The 17123-nt window shown below is 75.3% G+C and carries 13 protein-coding genes; 12 read left to right on the top strand and 1 reads right to left on the bottom strand.

Features of this window, described 5'->3' with window-relative positions:
* Positions 1-466: 466 nt before the first annotated feature.
* The 9 genes from ACFCX4_RS23645 to ACFCX4_RS23605 all read left to right on the top strand — a co-directional run bounded on the left by ACFCX4_RS23645 (position 467) and on the right by ACFCX4_RS23605 (position 9057).
* Positions 467-1756 carry an ATP-binding protein gene (locus tag ACFCX4_RS23645; protein ID WP_376145602.1) on the top strand — a complete coding sequence of 430 codons (1290 nt, stop codon included), beginning with the start codon at positions 467-469 and terminating at the stop codon, positions 1754-1756.
* Positions 1753-2154: a roadblock/LC7 domain-containing protein gene (locus ACFCX4_RS23640; protein WP_376145599.1), complete on the top strand. Its 402-nt coding sequence runs from the start codon at positions 1753-1755 to the stop codon at positions 2152-2154. The genes ACFCX4_RS23645 and ACFCX4_RS23640 overlap by 4 nt, the downstream gene beginning before the upstream one ends.
* Positions 2151-2525, top strand: a complete 375-nt coding sequence (locus ACFCX4_RS23635) for a DUF742 domain-containing protein (RefSeq protein WP_376145596.1) — start codon at positions 2151-2153, stop codon at positions 2523-2525. The genes ACFCX4_RS23640 and ACFCX4_RS23635 overlap by 4 nt, the downstream gene beginning before the upstream one ends.
* Positions 2500-3090 carry an ATP/GTP-binding protein gene (locus tag ACFCX4_RS23630; protein WP_376145593.1) on the top strand — a complete coding sequence of 197 codons (591 nt, stop codon included), beginning with the start codon at positions 2500-2502 and terminating at the stop codon, positions 3088-3090. Before ACFCX4_RS23635 ends, ACFCX4_RS23630 begins: the two co-directional genes overlap by 26 nt.
* Positions 3091-3244: 154 nt before the next feature.
* Positions 3245-4657 carry a cytochrome P450 gene (locus ACFCX4_RS23625; protein WP_376145590.1) on the top strand — a complete coding sequence of 471 codons (1413 nt, stop codon included), beginning with the start codon at positions 3245-3247 and terminating at the stop codon, positions 4655-4657.
* Between the two features lie 462 nt (positions 4658-5119).
* Positions 5120-6253, top strand: a complete 1134-nt coding sequence (locus tag ACFCX4_RS23620) for a cytochrome P450 (RefSeq protein WP_376145605.1) — start codon at positions 5120-5122, stop codon at positions 6251-6253.
* Positions 6250-7176 (top strand): enoyl-CoA hydratase/isomerase family protein, encoded by a 927-nt coding sequence (locus tag ACFCX4_RS23615; protein ID WP_376145587.1) that lies wholly within the window; start codon positions 6250-6252, stop codon positions 7174-7176. Before ACFCX4_RS23620 ends, ACFCX4_RS23615 begins: the two co-directional genes overlap by 4 nt.
* Positions 7177-7336: 160 nt before the next feature.
* Positions 7337-7966 carry an RNA polymerase sigma factor gene (locus ACFCX4_RS23610; RefSeq protein ID WP_376145584.1) on the top strand — a complete coding sequence of 210 codons (630 nt, stop codon included), beginning with the start codon at positions 7337-7339 and terminating at the stop codon, positions 7964-7966.
* Positions 7963-9057: a CU044_5270 family protein gene (locus ACFCX4_RS23605; RefSeq protein ID WP_376145581.1), complete on the top strand. Its 1095-nt coding sequence runs from the start codon at positions 7963-7965 to the stop codon at positions 9055-9057. The genes ACFCX4_RS23610 and ACFCX4_RS23605 overlap by 4 nt, the downstream gene beginning before the upstream one ends.
* A 164-nt stretch (positions 9058-9221) precedes the next feature.
* On the opposite strand, the gene ACFCX4_RS23600 is transcribed toward ACFCX4_RS23605, so the two are convergent.
* Positions 9222-12035, bottom strand: a complete 2814-nt coding sequence (locus tag ACFCX4_RS23600; RefSeq protein WP_376145578.1) for an FtsK/SpoIIIE domain-containing protein — start codon at positions 12033-12035, stop codon at positions 9222-9224.
* A 427-nt stretch (positions 12036-12462) separates the two neighbouring features.
* On the opposite strand from ACFCX4_RS23600, the gene ACFCX4_RS23595 reads away from it, so the two are divergent.
* The 3 genes from ACFCX4_RS23595 (at position 12463) to prfB (ending at position 17040) form a co-directional block, all read left to right on the top strand.
* The gene (locus ACFCX4_RS23595; protein WP_376145575.1) at positions 12463-14361 is read left to right on the top strand and encodes a serine/threonine-protein kinase; all 1899 of its coding nucleotides are present in this window, start codon (positions 12463-12465) and stop codon (positions 14359-14361) included.
* Positions 14362-14587: 226 nt separating this feature from the next.
* The gene (locus tag ACFCX4_RS23590; protein WP_376145572.1) at positions 14588-15847 is read left to right on the top strand and encodes a serine/threonine-protein kinase; all 1260 of its coding nucleotides are present in this window, start codon (positions 14588-14590) and stop codon (positions 15845-15847) included.
* Positions 15848-15927: 80 nt separating this feature from the next.
* Positions 15928-17040, top strand: a complete 1113-nt coding sequence (gene prfB, locus ACFCX4_RS23585) for a peptide chain release factor 2 (protein ID WP_376145569.1) — start codon at positions 15928-15930, stop codon at positions 17038-17040.
* Positions 17041-17123 lie beyond the last annotated feature (83 nt).

Here is a 17123-nt window from a genome sequence, read left to right as displayed (position 1 = left end):
CCCCTGGACGCGGCCCCGCCGTCGTGCGTCCGGACGCGGACGCCGCGGGGCCGCGGGGGCGGGCTCCCGGGGGACCGAGGGGGCAGCGGCCGGTGTACGGGCGGGCACGGCGGCGGCACCTGTCGTGGGCCGAGAGTGACAGCATGATCACCACGAGTGCGGGCGGTTTCGTGGCGTCCGTGTGAGGGATGGGTTAACGCTGCGTCAAAAAGTCCGGTAATTCCGTCTCCGGGCGTCGACAAGTGGCGACGTTTCGCCTCAACTGCCCTGTTTGGCGGCGGTTCTGACCGGCCGGGAGTTGCAGTAGGCTAACGCCGCGATAGGCGTTGCCGCAGGTCCGTGCCGGAAGAGCTCCACCGACGTGCTGGAACGACAGGTGTCTTTCGGAAGGGTGCAGGCTGCCAGTCCCAAGCGCGCAGGACGGTCCGGACCTGTTCCTGGCGCGATGCCACCTGAAGAGAGTTTCATGACGTCATTTGTGCAGGAACCCTTTTTCTGGGTCTTTATCGTGGTGATGCTCGCAGCCGTCGGCGCTGCTCTCCAGGCCCGCAGGACGAACCTCGCCCTGCGCAAGCGAAACGTTTCCCTGGAGGAGGCGGGCGCCGCGGCGCAGCGTCAGCGCGACGACCTCGGCGCCCACAACGCACGGCTGCAGGAGCAGCACGCGGCCGAGCTCGCGGTGGTCCGCCGGGACGCCGAGGAGGACACCAAGGCGGTCCTCAAGGCGGCGATGCGGACCCTCCAGGGTCTGGCCGACGAGCAGCAGATCGTCATCGACAAGGTGCAGCGGAAGTACGGCGACAGTCCGCAGATCCTGGCCGACCTGATGCTGGTCGACCACGCCAACAGCCAGTTCGGCCGCCGCGCCCAGGGCATCGCGGTGCTCTGCGGCGGCTGGCTCGGCCGCCGGGAGAGCGTCGCCTCCGTCTACGACGTGGCCCGCAGCGCCCAGGGCCGGATCAAGCACTTCGACCGGGTGCGGATCCACTCCCGGGTCAGCGTCTCGCTCGCCAGCCAGGTGGTCGAACCGGTCGCCGTCGTGCTGGCCGAGCTGCTGGCCAACGCCACCAACTACTCCGCCCCGGACACCCCGGTGGAGATCAGCGTCCAGGCCGTCCCGACCGGCGTCTGTCTGATCATCGACGACGCCGGCCTCGGCATGGGCCAGGAGGAGAAGGACCGCGCGGCCGCCCTCCTGAACCCCGGTGAGCCGATCGGCCTCACCAGCCTGGGCAACCCCCCGAAGTTCGGCTTCGCCGTCTCCGGCATGCTCGCCACCCGCTACGGCTTCCGGGTCTCCGTCGACTCGGTCTCCCCGTACGGCGGCGTCCGGGCGGTGGTGCTCCTGCCGACCGAGCTGCTCAGCAGCGAGGTCGCGCCCCAGGTGCCGGTGGCCACCGAGTTCGCCGACCCCCAGGCCGAGTACCCCGGCGTTCCCGGGGACCAGCCCGCGCCGGCCCTGGCACAGCCCCCCGCGCAGCGGCTGGTGTCGCTGTCCGAGCCCGCCCCGGCCCTGCTGGCCCCGGTGCCGGGCCGGCCGGAGGCGGCCGAGGCGGAGACCACCGCGGACGGCCGGCTGCCCCGGCGCCGCCGCCAGCGCACCGTCACGATGGTCCCGCACCCGCAGGACCCCGGCGGCGCCGAACAGCCGGTGCGCGGCACCGGCGGGAGCACACCGTCCCGCCTCGGCGCGTTCCAGCGCGGCACGCTGTCCGGACGCAACACCATGACCACGGAAGGAACCGAGATCCAGTGAGCCCTGATCTGTCCTGGGTGCTCAACGACGTGCTCCAGGTGCCCGGTGCCCGGCACGCCATCCTCGTCTCCGCCGACGGCCTCCTGCTCGAACGGTCCAGCGACATCGGCCGCGACGAGGCGGAGACCAACGCCGCCGCGATGAGCTCGATGCAGTCGCTGAGCCGGGCGGTCGCCCCGTTCGTGGGCGGTGGTGCCGGGAGCTGGCGCCAGACCCTCCTGGAGTACGACCACGGCTGGATCTTCCTGATCGCGGCCGGCAGCGGTGCCTACCTCGCGGCCTCCACCGCCCCCGACGTCGACATGGAGGCGATGTCCTTCCGGATGCAGCAGCAGGTGGGCGCACTCGGCCGGGCGATGACGGCGGCGCCGCGCCAGAGCACACTCAGCGGCTCATGACGGCTTCTGGCGAGGAGCAGCGGGTCACCGGCGGCTTCATCCGGTCCTACGTCATCACCGGTGGAAGGGAGTTACCGGACGCGGACGACCTCTCCCTGATCACCCTGGTCACCATCGGCCCCGACCAGGAGCTCCCGGCCCGCCCCAGCCCGGAGACGGTGGCGATCTGGGAGCTGTGCTCCGGAGGCTTCCTCTCGGTGGCCGAGGTCTCGGCCCGGCTGGAGCTTCCGGTGGGAGTGGTGCGGCTGCTGCTGACGGACCTGATCCGTGAGGGACGGCTGCTGCGCCGGGCGGCCCCGCCACCGGCCCAGGCCCCGGACCCGAGACTACTGGAGAAGGTACTGCATGGACTTCAACGCCGGTTCGCCTGAGGACATCTACGTCCCGGGTGCGGTGACGACCGCCGTCAAGATCCTCGTCGTGGGGCACTTCGCGGTCGGCAAGACCACGCTCATCGGGGCGCTCTCGGAGATCGCTCCGCTGAGCACCGAGGAGAAGATGACGCAGGCGTCCACCGGCGTGGACGACCTGCGGGGGGTGCCGGACAAGAAGACCACGACCGTCGCCCTGGACTTCGGCCGGCTGACCCTCGGCGACGACCTGGTGCTGTACCTGTTCGGCACGCCGGGCCAGCAGCGCTTCATGCAGCTCTGGGAGGACATGGCGAGGGGCGCGCTGGGCGCGCTGCTGCTGGCCGACCCGACCCGGCTCGCGGACACCTTCCCCGTGATCGACCTGATCGAGCAGTACGGCCTGGAGTACGCGGTCGCGGTCAACAGCTTCGACCGGAAGAGCGACTACACCGAGGACGAACTGCGCGAGGCGCTCGACCTGCTGCCGCACACGCCGGTGGTGTTCTGCGACGCGCGGGACCAGCGCTCGTCCGCGGACGCCCTGCTGACGCTGGTCCGGCACCTGCTCGAACGCGCCTCCTGACCCGCCGGCGCGCCTCCTGACCCTCCGGTGCGTCCACCGGCCCGCCCGAACGCGTCCCCGGACCCGCTCGGACGGGCCTCCAGCCCTCCCTCCCCTTCCCCCGTCACACCCCCGGGGCCGCACCCGCCCGGGGGCCACCCCCAAGGAACGACCCATGGAATCTCCGCAGCGATCCGCCCCGCAGTCGCCCCCGCCGGGCTGCCCGATGCACGGCACGCCGTTGTACGGGGAGACGTTCTCGTCCGACCCCGGCGCGGTCTACGACAAGCTGCGCACCTACGGCCACGCCGCCCCGGTGGAGCTGTCCCCGGGCGTGGACGCCACGCTGGTCACCTCGCACGAGGCCGCCCTGCGCGTGCTGCAGAACCCGGCGCTGTTCGCCCGGGACTCCCGGCGCTGGGCGGCGCTGAACGAGGGGCGGGTGCCGCTGGACAGCCCGGTCCTGCCGATGATGTTCTACCGGCCGAACTGCCTCTTCACGGACGGCGCCGAGCACCTGCGGCTGCGCAAGGCCGTGACCGAGAGCCTGGAGCGGCTCAACGACAACCGGCTCAACCGGCACGTCGAGCGGATAGCCGGCTACCTGATCGACCAGTTCAGCGGGCTCGGCCGGGCCGACCTGATCAACGACTACGCCAAGCTGCTGCCGCTGCTGCTGTTCAACCAGCTCTTCGGCTGCCCGGCCGACATCGGCGACCGCCTGACCCGCAGCATGTCGGCGCTCTTCGACGGCCTGGACGTGGTCGAGGCCAACGAGGAGCTGAACGCCTGTCTGATGGAGCTGGTCGCGCTGAAGCGCCGCCGGCCGGGTGACGACATCACCTCGTGGCTGGTCCAGCATCCGGCCGGGCTGCGCGACGAGGAGCTCAAGGACCAGCTGGTCATGCTGATGGGCGCGGGCGTCGAGCCCGAGCGCAACCTGATCGGCAACGCGCTGCTGGTCCTGCTCTCCGGCGAGGGCGGCACCCTGCGGATCGAGGACGCCCTCGACGACGTGCTGTGGAACAACCCGCCGATCGCCAACTACGCCACCCACTACCCGATGCAGGACGTCGAGGTGGACGGGGTGCCGATGGACGCGGGCAGCCCGGTGGTGATCAGCTTCGCCGCCGCCAACAGCGACCCGGCGCTGACCGACGCCCGGCTGACCCTCAGCAAGGGCGCCCACCTGGCCTGGGGCGCGGGTCCGCACGCGTGCCCGGCGAAGTCCCCGGCGCAGCTGATCGCGCTGACCGCGATCGAGTACCTGTTCAACGCGCTGCCGGACGTGGCGCTCAGCGTTCCCGCGGGGAGCGTGGAGTGGCGCCCGGGTCCGTTCCAGCGCGGGCTGGTCTCGCTGCCGGTGCGGTTCAGCCCGGCGTTCGCCCGGACGTCGGGCACCGGCGGCGCACCGGGCGGTCCGGGTGGTCCGGGTGTCGTGCCGGCGCCCGTGCCGGGGATGCAGCAGGCGCCGGCCGCCGCGCCGGGGACGCCGCCCCAGCCGTCGGCCGCCGCGCCCGCGCCGGGCCGTCCGGCCGGCAAGCAGAAGGGCTGGTGGAGCTCCTTCCTGGACGTCTTCCGGCTCTGATCCCGGGCTCCGGTCCGGCTCCCGGCGGGGGTCGGGGCGGCGTCGCACTCCGTTCATGTCCCGGTCAACAACAGGGAGATGAACGGAGTCGGGCAATCGTGTGGCATGTGACGGAGGCAACACCGATCGGTGCTTGAGTGCGCCGGGGCCGGGTAGGTCGCCGCCGTACTGCCCGCCGCCCAGCCCGAGGAGCCACGTGTGACCGCCATGATGGAAACCCGCCCCGGGAGACCCGTGCCCTGTGCCGCCGCGGCCGTCGCGGCCACCGCGACCGCCCCTCCCGGGGCCGGCGGCACGGGTGCGACCCACGGGACGGACCGGACGGGAGGGGCCGCCGGCGCCGGTGCCGGCACGGGTGCCGCCGGGACGGTGGGCCGCCGGGCCGCGGTGCCGCTGCTGCGCCGGCTCCGGTCGGCGGAGGGCCTGGCCGACCCGCTGGCCGTCTACGACGAGCTGCGGGCGATGGGCGACCTCGTCCCGGCCCCCTGGGGCGGTTACCTCGTCACCGGCTTCGACGCGTGCAACGAGGTGCTGCGCGGCCGCAACTGGCTCGTTCCCGACTTCGCCTGGCAGGAGCGGCAGACCGGGACCGAGCGCTGGCACGCCGTCGCCACCCAGGAGATGAGCCGCACCCTCTCCCGGCTCAACGCCCCCGAGCACACCCGGCAGCGGCACAGCCTCGGCAACCTCTTCGACCGGCGCACCCTCCAGGACATGACGCCGCACGTCGAGGCCGACGTCGCCCGGCTGCTGGACCGCCTGGCCGAGCGGATACGTACCGACGGCGAGGCCGACCTGTCGGAGCTGGTCAGCGAGCAGCTGCCGATCAGCACCGTCGGCCGCTGGCTGGACATCGCGCCCGAGGACCATCCGCACATCCTGGACATCACCCACGACCAGGTGCACGCCCAGGAACTCCTGCCCACCAGGAGCCAGCTGGCGGTCTCCGAGGCGGCGACCCTCCATCTGCGCCGGTACTTCACCGACCTCGTCCGCGAGCGCCGGGAGAACCCCGGCGACGACGTGGTCTCCGGCTGGATCCGCACCTGGGACGCGCTGGACTCCGACCGGGAGGCCACCGACCGGGTCGTCTACGAGCTGACCATGTTCGCCACCATCGCCTCCCTGGAGACCACGGCGACCCTGCTCTCCTCGATGGTCTGGTCGCTGCTGCGTTCCCCCGGCGCCTGGGCGGGGCTGCGGGAGCGGCCGGAGGACATCGACGGGGCGATCGAGGAGGCGCTGCGCTACGACCCGCCGATCCGTCTCAACAGCCGGGTCGCGGGCGAGGACACCGAGCTGGCGGGGGTGTTCGTCCCCAAGGACACCATGGTGCACGTCATGTACGGCGCGGCCAACCACGATCCGCGCCGCAACCCGGACCCGCACGTCTTCGACATCCACCGCAAGCGCTCGCACCTCGCCTTCGGCGGCGGCGCCCACTACTGCCTCGGCGCGGGCCTGGCCAAGCTGGAGGCGCGGGCCCTGCTGGGCCAGCTGCTGCGGCGCTTCCCGACCCTGCGGGCGGTGAGTCCACCCGAGTACGCACCCCGGATGGTGTTCCACCGGGTGACGTCCCTGAGAGTTGCGGCATGAACGTTTCTCCCCGGTCGGCCCAGTACCCCAAGTATGCGAAGCACCCCTCGTACTTCCCGTACCCCCCGGCGTCCGGGGCCGTGACGGCTCCCGTCCCCGCGCCCGCCGCCGCTCCCTCTCCGGCCGCCGTCGCTCACCCTCCCGCCCCGGCCGCGGCACCCGCCCCGCGTGCGGTCCGCACCGAGCGCAGGGGCCCGGTGCTCTACATCGAGCTGGACAGCCCCGCCACCGGCAACGCCGTCACCACGGCCGTGCTGGACGAGCTCATCGAGGCCCTCGCCGAGCCGGACCCGGACGTCCGCGTCGTCGTGCTGTCCGCCGCGGGCCCCGACTTCTGTCTCGGCGGCGACCGCGACGAGTTCGCCACCGCCCTCGGCGAGGACCCGACCGGAGGCGGCATCCGCAGCTACGGCAGCAAGGCCCGGCGGGTCTGCGACGCCCTCACCAACCACCCGGCCGTCACCGTCGCGCGCGTCCAGGGCCGGGCGACCGGAGCCGGCTTCGCGCTGGCCCTCGCCTGCGACCTGCGGGTCGGCGCCGAGTCCGCCGTCTTCCGGCTGCCCGAACTCGCCCTCGGCCTGCCGGTCGCCTGGGGCGGTCTGCTGCCCCGGCTGCTCAACGAGGTCGGTGCGGCCCGGGTCCGCGAGATCATCCTCACCGGCCGCCCGGTCGGCGCCCAGGAGGCCCGCGAGCTCTCCGTCCTGCAGCGGGTGGTTCCCGCCGAGGAACTGGACCGGGCGGTGGAGGAGTGGGTCCGGCCGGTCACCCGGCGCGCCGAGGCCGCGCTGCGGGTCACCAAGACCCTGCTCAACTCCCACACCGCGGCCACCCGGCTCGCCGACGCCTCCCTCCTCGACGGCGAACTGATGGCGTCGGTCCTCGCCGCCGCCCACTACGCCCGGGCCGCCGCGCCGGACGCCTGACCCCTCGTCGGACGTCCGCCCCCTCTGCGGACGTCCGGCCCCGCCCGGGCACCCGGCCCGCGCCGCGCCTCCCGCCACGGCGGGCCCGCCTCCCCGGAGGCCGGCCCGCCGTGGTGCGCTGTCCGCGGGAACCCGGCGTCCGGTGCGGACAGGTGGAGGTGTGGAACTGTCGCAGCGGGGACGGATACGGGAGGGCGACCAGTGGGCGTTCGGAGAACTGTTCGACGAGGCGGCGGGTGACCTCTACCGGTACGCGGTGCGGGCCACCGGGGACTGGGCGGCCGCGGAGGACGTCGTCCAGCTGACCTTCCTGGAGGCCTGGCGCCTGCGCCGCACGCTGCGGGAGGACGGCGGTCCGGTCCGGCCCTGGCTGTTCGGGATCGCGGCCAACGTGCTGCGCAACACCGCGCGGGCGGCCCGGCGCCACCGGGCCGCGATGGACCGGCTGCCCGAGCGCGAGGTGGTGCCGGACTTCGCCGACGAGCTGGTGGGCCGGCTGGACGACAGCGCCCAGCTGGCCGCCGCCCAGCGGGCGCTCGGCCGGCTGCGGAAGGCCGAACGGGACGTGTTCGGGCTCTGCGTCTGGGCGGGGCTCGACTACGCGAGCGCGGCCGAGGCCCTCGGGGTGCCGGTCGGCACGGTGCGCTCCCGGCTCTCGCGCGCCCGGACCAGGCTGCGCGCGCTCGCCGACGAGGAACTCAGGACCGGGCGGGAACTCCGCCCGGAGCCCGGACAGGTACGGGTTGGCCGCGTCCACGCGGCCCGGTCGACACGGGAGACGAACCGATGAACGAGGACGAACGCGCCGAGCTGGCACGGCTGTTGCCGCCGCCGGCGAAGCCCGAGCTCTCCGCCGACCGCCACCGGCTGCTGAGGGGACATCTGATGAGTGAGATCCGGGACCGGAAGCCCGCGCGGAGCCGGCGCGGAAGGCTCGGCTGGGTGGCGGTGCCCGCCCTGGCGGGCGGACTGGCGCTCGCGGTGGTGCTGAGCGGCGGGGGCGGTGGCGGTGCGCCGTCGCCGCAGCAGCAGGCGCAGAACCGGACCGCGCCCCAGGCGCAGGACGGGCGGCAGGCTGCCGGCGGGGCCGGGACCACCCTGGACGCCGCCCCCGTCGGCGCCGTCCGGCTGCTGACCCAGGCGGCCGACACCGCGGCCGGCAAGCCCGACCCGAAGCCCGGAAAGGGCCAGTTCGTCTACGTGGAGAGCCAGGTGGCCTTCGCGGGCGTCAACATGGCCACCGGCGAGTCGAAGGTCGACCCGGCACACCGCCGGCAGATCTGGTTCTCGGTCGACGGCAGTCAGTGGGGGGTGCTCAAGGAGGAGGGCTCCGGAGCCAAGCCGGGGGGCAAGCCCGGCGCCGGGGACGGCCGCCCGGCGCCGCGCACCGACGGCGGCGAGTGGACCGACCCGATCCGCACGCCGGGCCTCCACAGCCCGACGTACGCCTACCTGGCCGCGCTGCCGACCGACCCGGCGGCGCTGCTGAAGAAGATCTACGCCGAGACCGCGGGCCAGGGGCGGACGCCCGACCAGGAGGCCTTCGTCACCATCGGCGACCTGCTGCGCGAGCAGCTCGCCCCGCCGGCCGTCAGTGCCGCCCTCTACCGTGCCGCCGCCGGGATCCCCGGCGTCACCGCGGTGGACGACTCGGTCGACGCCACCGGCCGCCACGGCGTCGCCGTCGCCCATGTGGACGGCCCCACCCGCACCGAGTGGATCTTCGATCCGAAGACCCACGAGTTCCTCGGCGAGCGGCAGGTCGTCGTCGGCGAGGGCAGCGAGTTCGGCGGGCCGGGCACCGTGATCGGCCACTCCGCCGTTCTCGGCCGCGCCGTCGTCGACGGGCCCGGTGAGGAGCCGAAGCAGCAGAACGCCTGAGCCGGCCGGGCGCGCGCCGGGCGGGTGAAGGATCGATGAAGGACAGGTGAGGCTGTGGGGCCCGGTGCGAACGGGCCCCACAGCCGTCTCCGGGCCGGGCGCGCGTCCTCGGCGGGCCCGTCGGGGACGCGGCCCGCCTCCTGGCGAGCGGCCCTCAGGGGTGCTCAGCGGGCCGCGGCACGCTGGAGGGCGCTGGCGAGGAGGGCGAGGTCGGTGGGGCCGTTGCCCAGTTCGCGGACGGGTCGGCGGGCGGGCGGGGCACCGAGGGTGAGCGGGTCGATGGCGACGACGGTGGGCCGCAGGGTGGCGGTGCGGGGGATCCGGCCGCTGATGCGGGCGGCCTGGAAGGCGGTCACGCCGCCGTCCGGGAGCCGGAGGTAGCCGCGGCCGGGGGTGGTCTCGGCGAGGCCGGCGGCGTCGCCGAGGTGGATGAGGAGGTCGGAGTCGGCCGGGTCGTCGGTGCGCAGGGCGATGCGCAGCAGGGCGGCGTCGTCGACCTCGGTGCCGGTGGTCTCCTCGGGACGGCCGGTGGTCACCGCGAGGTGGACGCCGAGCGGGCCGCCCCGGCGGGCGACGGCGGCCAGCGCGCGGGCGAGCGGCCGGCCGGCCGGGGAGGTGGGGGAGAGGAGGGCGTCGTAGTCGTCGACGACGACGACCAGCCGGGGCGGGCACGGCCCGGTGGGCCCGGCCGGGGCACCGGCGGGCGGTTCGGCGCTGCGCGGCTGGATGACGCGCGGGGGCGCCGCGGCGGCCGGGGCGCCGACGACCGCGGGCACCGGGACGGGCTCCTCGTCGAGGATGCGGGCCGCGTGCCAGGAGGCGAAGTCCAGGCCGTCGAAGAGCCGCTCGCGCAGCGCCAGCTCGTCCTCCAGCGCCTCCGCCGCGAGCAGCGCGGCCCGGGGGTCGGCGGCGGCGTTGACCCGCCCGGTGACGTGCGGCAGCTCGCCGCACCCGGCGAGGCCGTCGTCGGTGGCCCGCCCCTCGACGATGGTGACGGCCAGCCGGTCGGGCCGCTCGGAGACGGCCAGCGAGGCGACCAGGGTGCGCAGCAGCTCCGTCTTGCCGGAGCCGCGCGCGCCGCCGATCAGCAGGTGGGGGCCGCCCGGGTCGGGGGAGGGCAGGGTGAGTTCGGGGTCGGCGAGGTCGAGCACGCACAGTTCGTCGCGGGTGGTGCCGAGCAGGGCGGTGGCGGCGCCGATGCCGCCGGCGTGCGCGTCCCAGCGGGCCGAGAGCTTGGCCGGGGTGACGGTGTCCAGCTGGAGCAGGTCGAGCAGGCGCAGCGCGTCCGGCAGCGGCCCCCGGTTGGCGGGGGTGGCCTCGCGCAGCGGGGCGAGGACCCGGGCGAGCCGTTCCGCCCAGGCGTCCGAGACGGCGTCCAGCGAGACCTCGTGCAGGGTCTCGCGGCCGCGGGCGGCGGTGCCCGGGCGGTCGAGCGAGAGCTGGGTGCCGACCTCGCCGGTGATCAGCGCGGTGGCGCCGAGGCCGCGCGGCAGCAGTTCGGGCTGTTCGGCGAGGCAGACCGGGAAGATCCCGACGGCCGGGCCCTGGCGCAGCAGCAGGTCGAGGGCCAGCCGGGCGGCCTCGGTGGCGGGGCGGCCGTCCACCACGACGACGGTGGCGGGGTGGCCGCCGAGGCCGACCGGGCCGCTGAGCCGGGCGGTGAGTTCGGTGAGCCGGGCGGTGGCCTGTTCGTCGTCGAGGCCGAGCAGCAGCCGGCAGTCCTGGCCGTCGGTGGGGCGCAGGTGGGGCAGCCAGAGCGCCCAGGCCCAGGTGTCGGCGCGGTCCTGCGCGGGGCGGGCCGGGTCGGCGTCGACCACGACCAGGCTGAGCCCGGTCGGCGGGTGCAGGGCGGCGAGCTGGGCGACGACGGCGCGGGTGAGCGCGTCCAGCCGTTCGCGCGGTCCGCTGAGGCCGAGGCTGCCGGCGGTCTGCAGGTCGACGGTGACCGGGACGGCGGGCAGCAGGGTGCCGGGGGAGGTGCCGGGGCCGCCGGGCCGGTCGGCGGTGCCGAGCCGCAGGGTGAGCGCGTCGGGGTGGCCGGGGCCGCGCTCCCAGAGCCGGGGGCCGGGGCCGAGCGCGTTGAGCAGCAGGGTGGCGAGGTCGGGCCAGCGTTCGCGCTGGGCGGCGGCCTGCCGGGTGCGGACGGCGGCGTGGTGGCGCTCGGCGCTCTCCTCGGGCGGCTCGGCGGCGGTGCGGCCGAGCCGCAGCGAGAGCAGACCGCGCCCGCGCCCGGCGGGCGGCTCGGGGGCGGCGGGCGGTTCGGCGACCGGTGGCGCGGGGCGGACCGGGGCCGGTGCGGCGAGCTGGAGGTGTCCGTGGCCGTCGGGCAGCGCGGCGCGGACGGGCGCGCCGGTGCCGTCCCTGTTCTCCGGGGCGGTGACCTGGAGGGTGGTCTCGCCGATCCGGAGCAGGGCGGTGCCCTCCAGCGGGACGGCCTCCTCGGGCCGCACGGGCGGGACGATCCGGCCGTCGACGCTGGTGCCGTTGGTGGAACCGAGGTCGCGGACGGTCACGGTGCCGTCGGTGCCCAGGTGGAGGGCGAGGTGGAGCCGGGAGACGTCGGGGTCGTCGACCGGGACGTCGGCCTCGCCGGAGCGGCCGATCCGGATCTCCCGGCCGTGCAGCCGGTGCACACCGCCGGCGTCGGGTCCGCCGACGACGCGCAGCTCGGCGGCGGGCGGGGTGTCGTCGGGGTCGTCGGCGGTCGGATCCGGCTCGTTGAGGGAGAGGACGGCGCCGTCGAGCAGCGGCGGGTGGCCGAGCAGCGTGTGTTCGTCGACCCGCTGAGCCCCGGCGTACAGGTGCACGTGGGTGGCGGCCCGCGGCCCGCGCACGCCGACGGCGCCCGCGAGGGCACCGGCCAGGGCGCCGAGCGCGGTGCCCACCGGCGCGGTGACCAGCACGTCGACGTACGGGATGGCGGAGCCGGCGGCTGCCGGGCCGCTGCGCGGTCGGAGGACGGTCAGCCGGATCTGCATCTCGCCCGCGGTCCCTTCTGCTGGTGTGACGCCTGGTGCCGCTGCCTCGGGCCGCCGCGGGGGAGCGGGGCTGGCCGCGACACCGCTTGGGCCACAGGAGTGGCGAGTGTCATCCTGCCATCCGTCACGGACAGTCCGCGCACCGTACCGGATTTGACGATCTTGCGATCATCGCCATGTTTGCGGGCGACGGAGAGTCAGGTCAACCGGCGCCCGGAAGGGCAGACCCCGCGACCGCGGTGGAACCGTCCCCGGGCCCTGCGGGTCTTCCCCCGGGGGATGTCCCCCAACCGGGGCGGGAGCCCCTGCCGGTCGCCCCGAAAACGTCGACGGACCCCGTTAGAGTGGCCGGAAACACGGTCCCGGCAGGCTCACCGCACCGGCGGAGGAGCGCCCCGCGCGGGCGGCACGACGAGGAGTGCGACAGGTGCGGCCAGTCGGCAGCAAGTATCTGCTGGAGGAGACCCTCGGACGGGGGGCCACCGGCACCGTCTGGCGCGGACAGGTGCGCGCCGGCGCCGAGGTGCCCGGCACCGCTCCCGGGCAGCAGGTGGCGATCAAGATCCTGCGCGAGGAGCTCGCCACCGACCCCGACGTGGTGATGCGCTTCCTGCGGGAGCGCTCGGTGCTGCTGCGGCTCACCCACCCGAACATCGTCAAGGTCCGCGACCTGGTCGTCGAGGGCGAGCTGCTGGCCCTGGTGATGGACCTGGTGGACGGCCCGGACCTGGCCCGCTACCTGCGCGGCAACGGCCCGTTCAGCCCGATCGCCGGCGCCCTGCTGATGGCCCAGGTCGCCGACGCGCTGGCCGTCAGCCACGCCGACGGCATCGTCCACCGCGACCTCAAGCCGGCCAACGTGCTGCTCGCCACCGCGGTCGTCGAGGGCACCGAGCAGATGCACCCGATGCTGACCGACTTCGGCATCGCCCGGCTCGCCGACTCCCCGGGCATCACCCGCAGCCACGAGTTCGTCGGCACCCCCGCGTACGTCGCGCCGGAGTCCGCCGAGGGCCGCCCGCAGACCTCCGCGGTCGACGTCTACGGCGCCGGGATCATGCTGTACGAGCTGGTCACCGGCCGCCAGCCGTTCCAGGGCGACAACCCGCTGGCGATCCTCCAGGCGCACCTCGCGCAGGAGCCGCAGCGGCCCTCCACCATGCCGGAGCCGCTCTGGACGGTGATCGAGCGCTGCCTGCGCAAGGACCCGGCGCAGCGGCCGGGCGCGGTCTCGCTGGCGAACGCCCTGCGGGTGGTCGCGGCCGGGGTGGGCGTGCACGCCTCCCCGGCGGCGGTGGACGCGGCGCTGGCCGTGGGCGCGCTGCTGGCGCCGGACCCGCAGCCGACCGCGGTGCCGGGGGCGCCGGTCGGCGTGCCCGGACTGACCGCGGACACGCCGTTCGGTGCCGAGGACCGCACCCAGGTGCTCCCGGCCGGCCAGGTGCCCGGCCCGCAGCCGGGACAGCCCGGCCAGTACGACCCGGCGGCGGCCACCCGGGTGATGGGCACCCAGCCGCCCCCCTTCGACCCGGCCGCCGCGACCCGGGTGATGCCGGCCGGCGCCGTGCCGCCGCCCCCGCCCGGCCCGCCGCAGCCCGAGACGCCGCACCCGTGGCAGACCCAGCTGCGGGCCGCCCGGGACCGCAACCAGCAGACCGAGATCGGGTACTTCGAGCCCGAGGACTTCGAGGCCCCGCCGATCGCCCCGGCGCCCTACCAGGCCGGTCAGGGCGGGTACGGCGGTCACCCCGGGCACGGCGGCCCGCAGGCCTACGGACAGCCGGGGCAGCAGGCCCCGGGCGGCCACCACCAGGCCCCGCCGCCCGGCTACGCCCAGCGTCCGCCGGTCGCCCCGCCGCCCTACCGGGCCGGCCCGGGGAACCGGGCCTCCGGCGGCGGCCGTCCGCAGCCGCCCGGCGGCTACAACCAGCCGCCGCCGCCCCCGCCCGCCCCGCCGTACGGCGGCCGGCCCGCACCCGCACCGCAGCACCAGGAGCCCCGGCACCAGGCCGCCCCGGCCGCCCCGCAGCGCCGGGCCGAGCCGCCCGCGCCGCAGCACCGCGAGCCCCCGCAGCGCCGGGCCGAGCCGCCGCGCGAGGCACCCCGGGAGGCGCCCCGCCGCGAGCCGCGCCCGCGCAGCCGCAACCGGATGTACATCCCGGGCCTGGGCTGCCTGAAGGGCTGTCTCATGGTGCTGCTGGTGCTGGCGGTCGCCGTGATCGCGCTGTGGAACTTCACCCCGCTGCCGGAGTACTGGGCCGACGCCCGGGCCTGGTTCACCGACGCGAAGGACTGGCTGACGGGCCTCTTCGACTCGGCGGGATGACCGGAGCGCGACCCGGGCGGCGGCCCGCGCGGCCCGGGAAGCAGCCCCGGACGACGGAATTGACGCTTTGTCGACAATTTCCGGGAAATCTTGCCGCTTCCCGCCCGCCGAGCGGCCGCAGGCGGCCCGCGGAGGGCGCCCGGGCGCGTAGGTTGGTCGCTGTTGTCCCGCCCCACCGAGCGCACCGGACTCTCCCCGGAGCGCTCCCGCCGCCCACGGAGCAGCATTGGCACGCAAGATCGGCAGCCGCTACACCGTCCACCAGGTGATCGGCCGGGGCTCGGCCGGGACGGTCTGGCTCGGCGAGGGCCCGGACGGTCCGGTCGCGGTCAAGCTGCTCCGCGAGGACCTCGCCGCCGACCAGGTGCTGGTCGGCCGGTTCGTCCAGGAGCGGGCCGCGCTGACCGGCCTCGACCACCCCCGGGTGGTCGGCGTGCGCGACATGGTGGTGGACGGCGACGACCTCGCCCTGGTGATGGAACTGGTCCAGGGCACCGACCTGCGCTCCCGGCTGGAGCGCGACGGCGCGCTGCCCCCGCAGACCGCCGCCTCGGTCATCGCGGACGTCGCCGACGGCCTGGCCGCCGCCCACGCGGCCGGCATCGTGCACCGCGACGTCAAGCCGGAGAACGTCCTGCTCGACCTCGCCGCCGCGCCCGGCCCCGGCGGCGCCCCGCGCGCCAAGCTCACCGACTTCGGCGTGGCCCGGCTGGTCGACGCCCCGCGCCGGACCCGGGCGACCCGGATCATCGGCACCCCCGACTACCTCGCCCCCGAGATCATCGAGGGCCTGGAGCCGCGCGCCGCCGTCGACATCTACGCCCTCGCCACCGTGCTGTACGAGCTGCTGGCCGGCTTCACCCCGTTCGGCGGCGGCCACACCGGGGCGGTGCTGCGCCGGCACGTCACCGAGCAGGTGCCGCCGATCCCCGGTCTGCCCGACGGCCTGTGGCGGATCGTCGCCGAGTGCCTGGCCAAGGCCCCGGCCTCCCGGCTGCGCGCCGCGGAGCTGGCCGCCCGGCTCCGCGAGCAGCTGCCGGCCCTGGCCGGGCTGCCGGTGCTGGCCGTCCCGCAGCAGGGCCGGGCGCCGGCCGAGGAGGCGCTGACCCCGGGCGAGGCGGTGTACGCCGAGGTGGACGCCGCCCCCGGGACGCACAAGCGCCGCCGCGGCCCGGCCGTCCCGCTGGTGCCGGGCGTCGCCCCGGACTCCACCCGGGACACCCACACCAGCCTGCGCCGCCCCTCCGCGCACGAGCTGGCCTCCTACGCGGCCGAGTCACGGGCCCAGCGGACCGTCCCCGGCGCGGCCCACCGCCGGGACCGCCAGGCGCTGCTGCGCCGCCGCCGGATGCTGGCGGTGCTGCTGGCCGCGGTCCTGGTGCTGGCGGGGAGCGCCGCGGCCTGGAAGGCCTTCGCGGCCACCGTCCCGGACGCCGGTCCCGGGCCCCGCCCGGCCGTGGTGTCGGGCGCTCCGGGCGGCCCGTAGCGGCGTGCTCCGGGGACCCCGCGCGGCCCGGACGCACCCGCGGTCGTCATGAGCACCCCGGGAACCATTACCCTGGGGGCGTGGCAGCCGTCGATCCTTCCGAAGAGCTCAAGAACCTCGAAACGACCATGGGGTCGATCGAGGCCGTCCTCGACCTGGACAAGATCCGGGCCGACATCGCGCGTCTGGAGGAGGAGGCAGCCGCCCCCGACCTGTGGGACGACCTGGCGAACGCGCAGAAGGTGACCAGCAGGCTCTCCTTCCTCCAGGGCGAACTGCGCAGGGTCGAGGGCCTCCGCGGCCGCATCGACGACCTGAACGTCCTGTTCGAGCTGGCCGAGGCCGAGGACGACGCGGAAACCCGCGCCGAGGCCGAGACCGAGTTGGTGGCCCTCGCCAAGGCGGTCGAGGAGCTGGAGGTCCGCACCCTCCTGTCGGGCGAGTACGACGCCCGCGAGGCGCTGATCAACATCCGCGCCGAGGCCGGTGGCGTGGACGCCGCCGACTTCGCCGAGCAGCTGATGCGCATGTACCTGCGCTGGGCCGAGCGGCACGGGTACCCGACCGAGGTCTACGACACCTCGTACGCGGAGGAGGCCGGCATCAAGTCCGCGACCTTCACCGTCAAGGCCCCGTACGCCTACGGCACCCTCTCGGTCGAGCAGGGCACGCACCGCCTGGTCCGCATCTCCCCGTTCGACAACCAGGGCCGCCGGCAGACCTCGTTCGCCGGTGTCGAGGTCCTCCCGGTCGTCGAGCAGTCCGACCACGTCGACATCGACGAGTCGGAGCTGCGGATCGACGTCTACCGGGCCTCCGGTCCCGGCGGCCAGGGCGTCAACACCACCGACTCGGCGGTGCGCATCACGCACATCCCGACCGGTGTGGTGGTGTCCTGCCAGAACGAGCGCTCGCAGATCCAGAACAAGGCGTCCGCGATGAACGTCCTCCAGGCCAAGCTGCTGGAGCGGCGCCGCCAGGAGGAGCGCGCGGCGATGGACGCGCTCAAGGACAGCGGCAGCTCCTGGGGCAACCAGATGCGCTCCTACGTGCTGCACCCGTACCAGATGGTCAAGGACGTCCGCACCGAGTTCGAGGTCGGCAACCCGCAGGGCGTGCTGGACGGCGACATCGACGGCTTCATCGAGGCCGGCATCCGCTGGCGCAAGCAGCGCGAGACCGCCGGGCAGTAGGAGCACGGGGGTGCGCGATCGCGCACACCTCGCACGACGACGGGGAAGGCCCGCGCCTCGTTCGCAGAGTATTTAATTTGTTT

The sequence above is a fragment of the Kitasatospora sp. NPDC056327 genome (assembly GCF_042261735.1).
Lineage (GTDB): Bacteria > Actinomycetota > Actinomycetes > Streptomycetales > Streptomycetaceae > Kitasatospora.
This window is presented reverse-complemented; position numbering and strand designations above follow the sequence as displayed.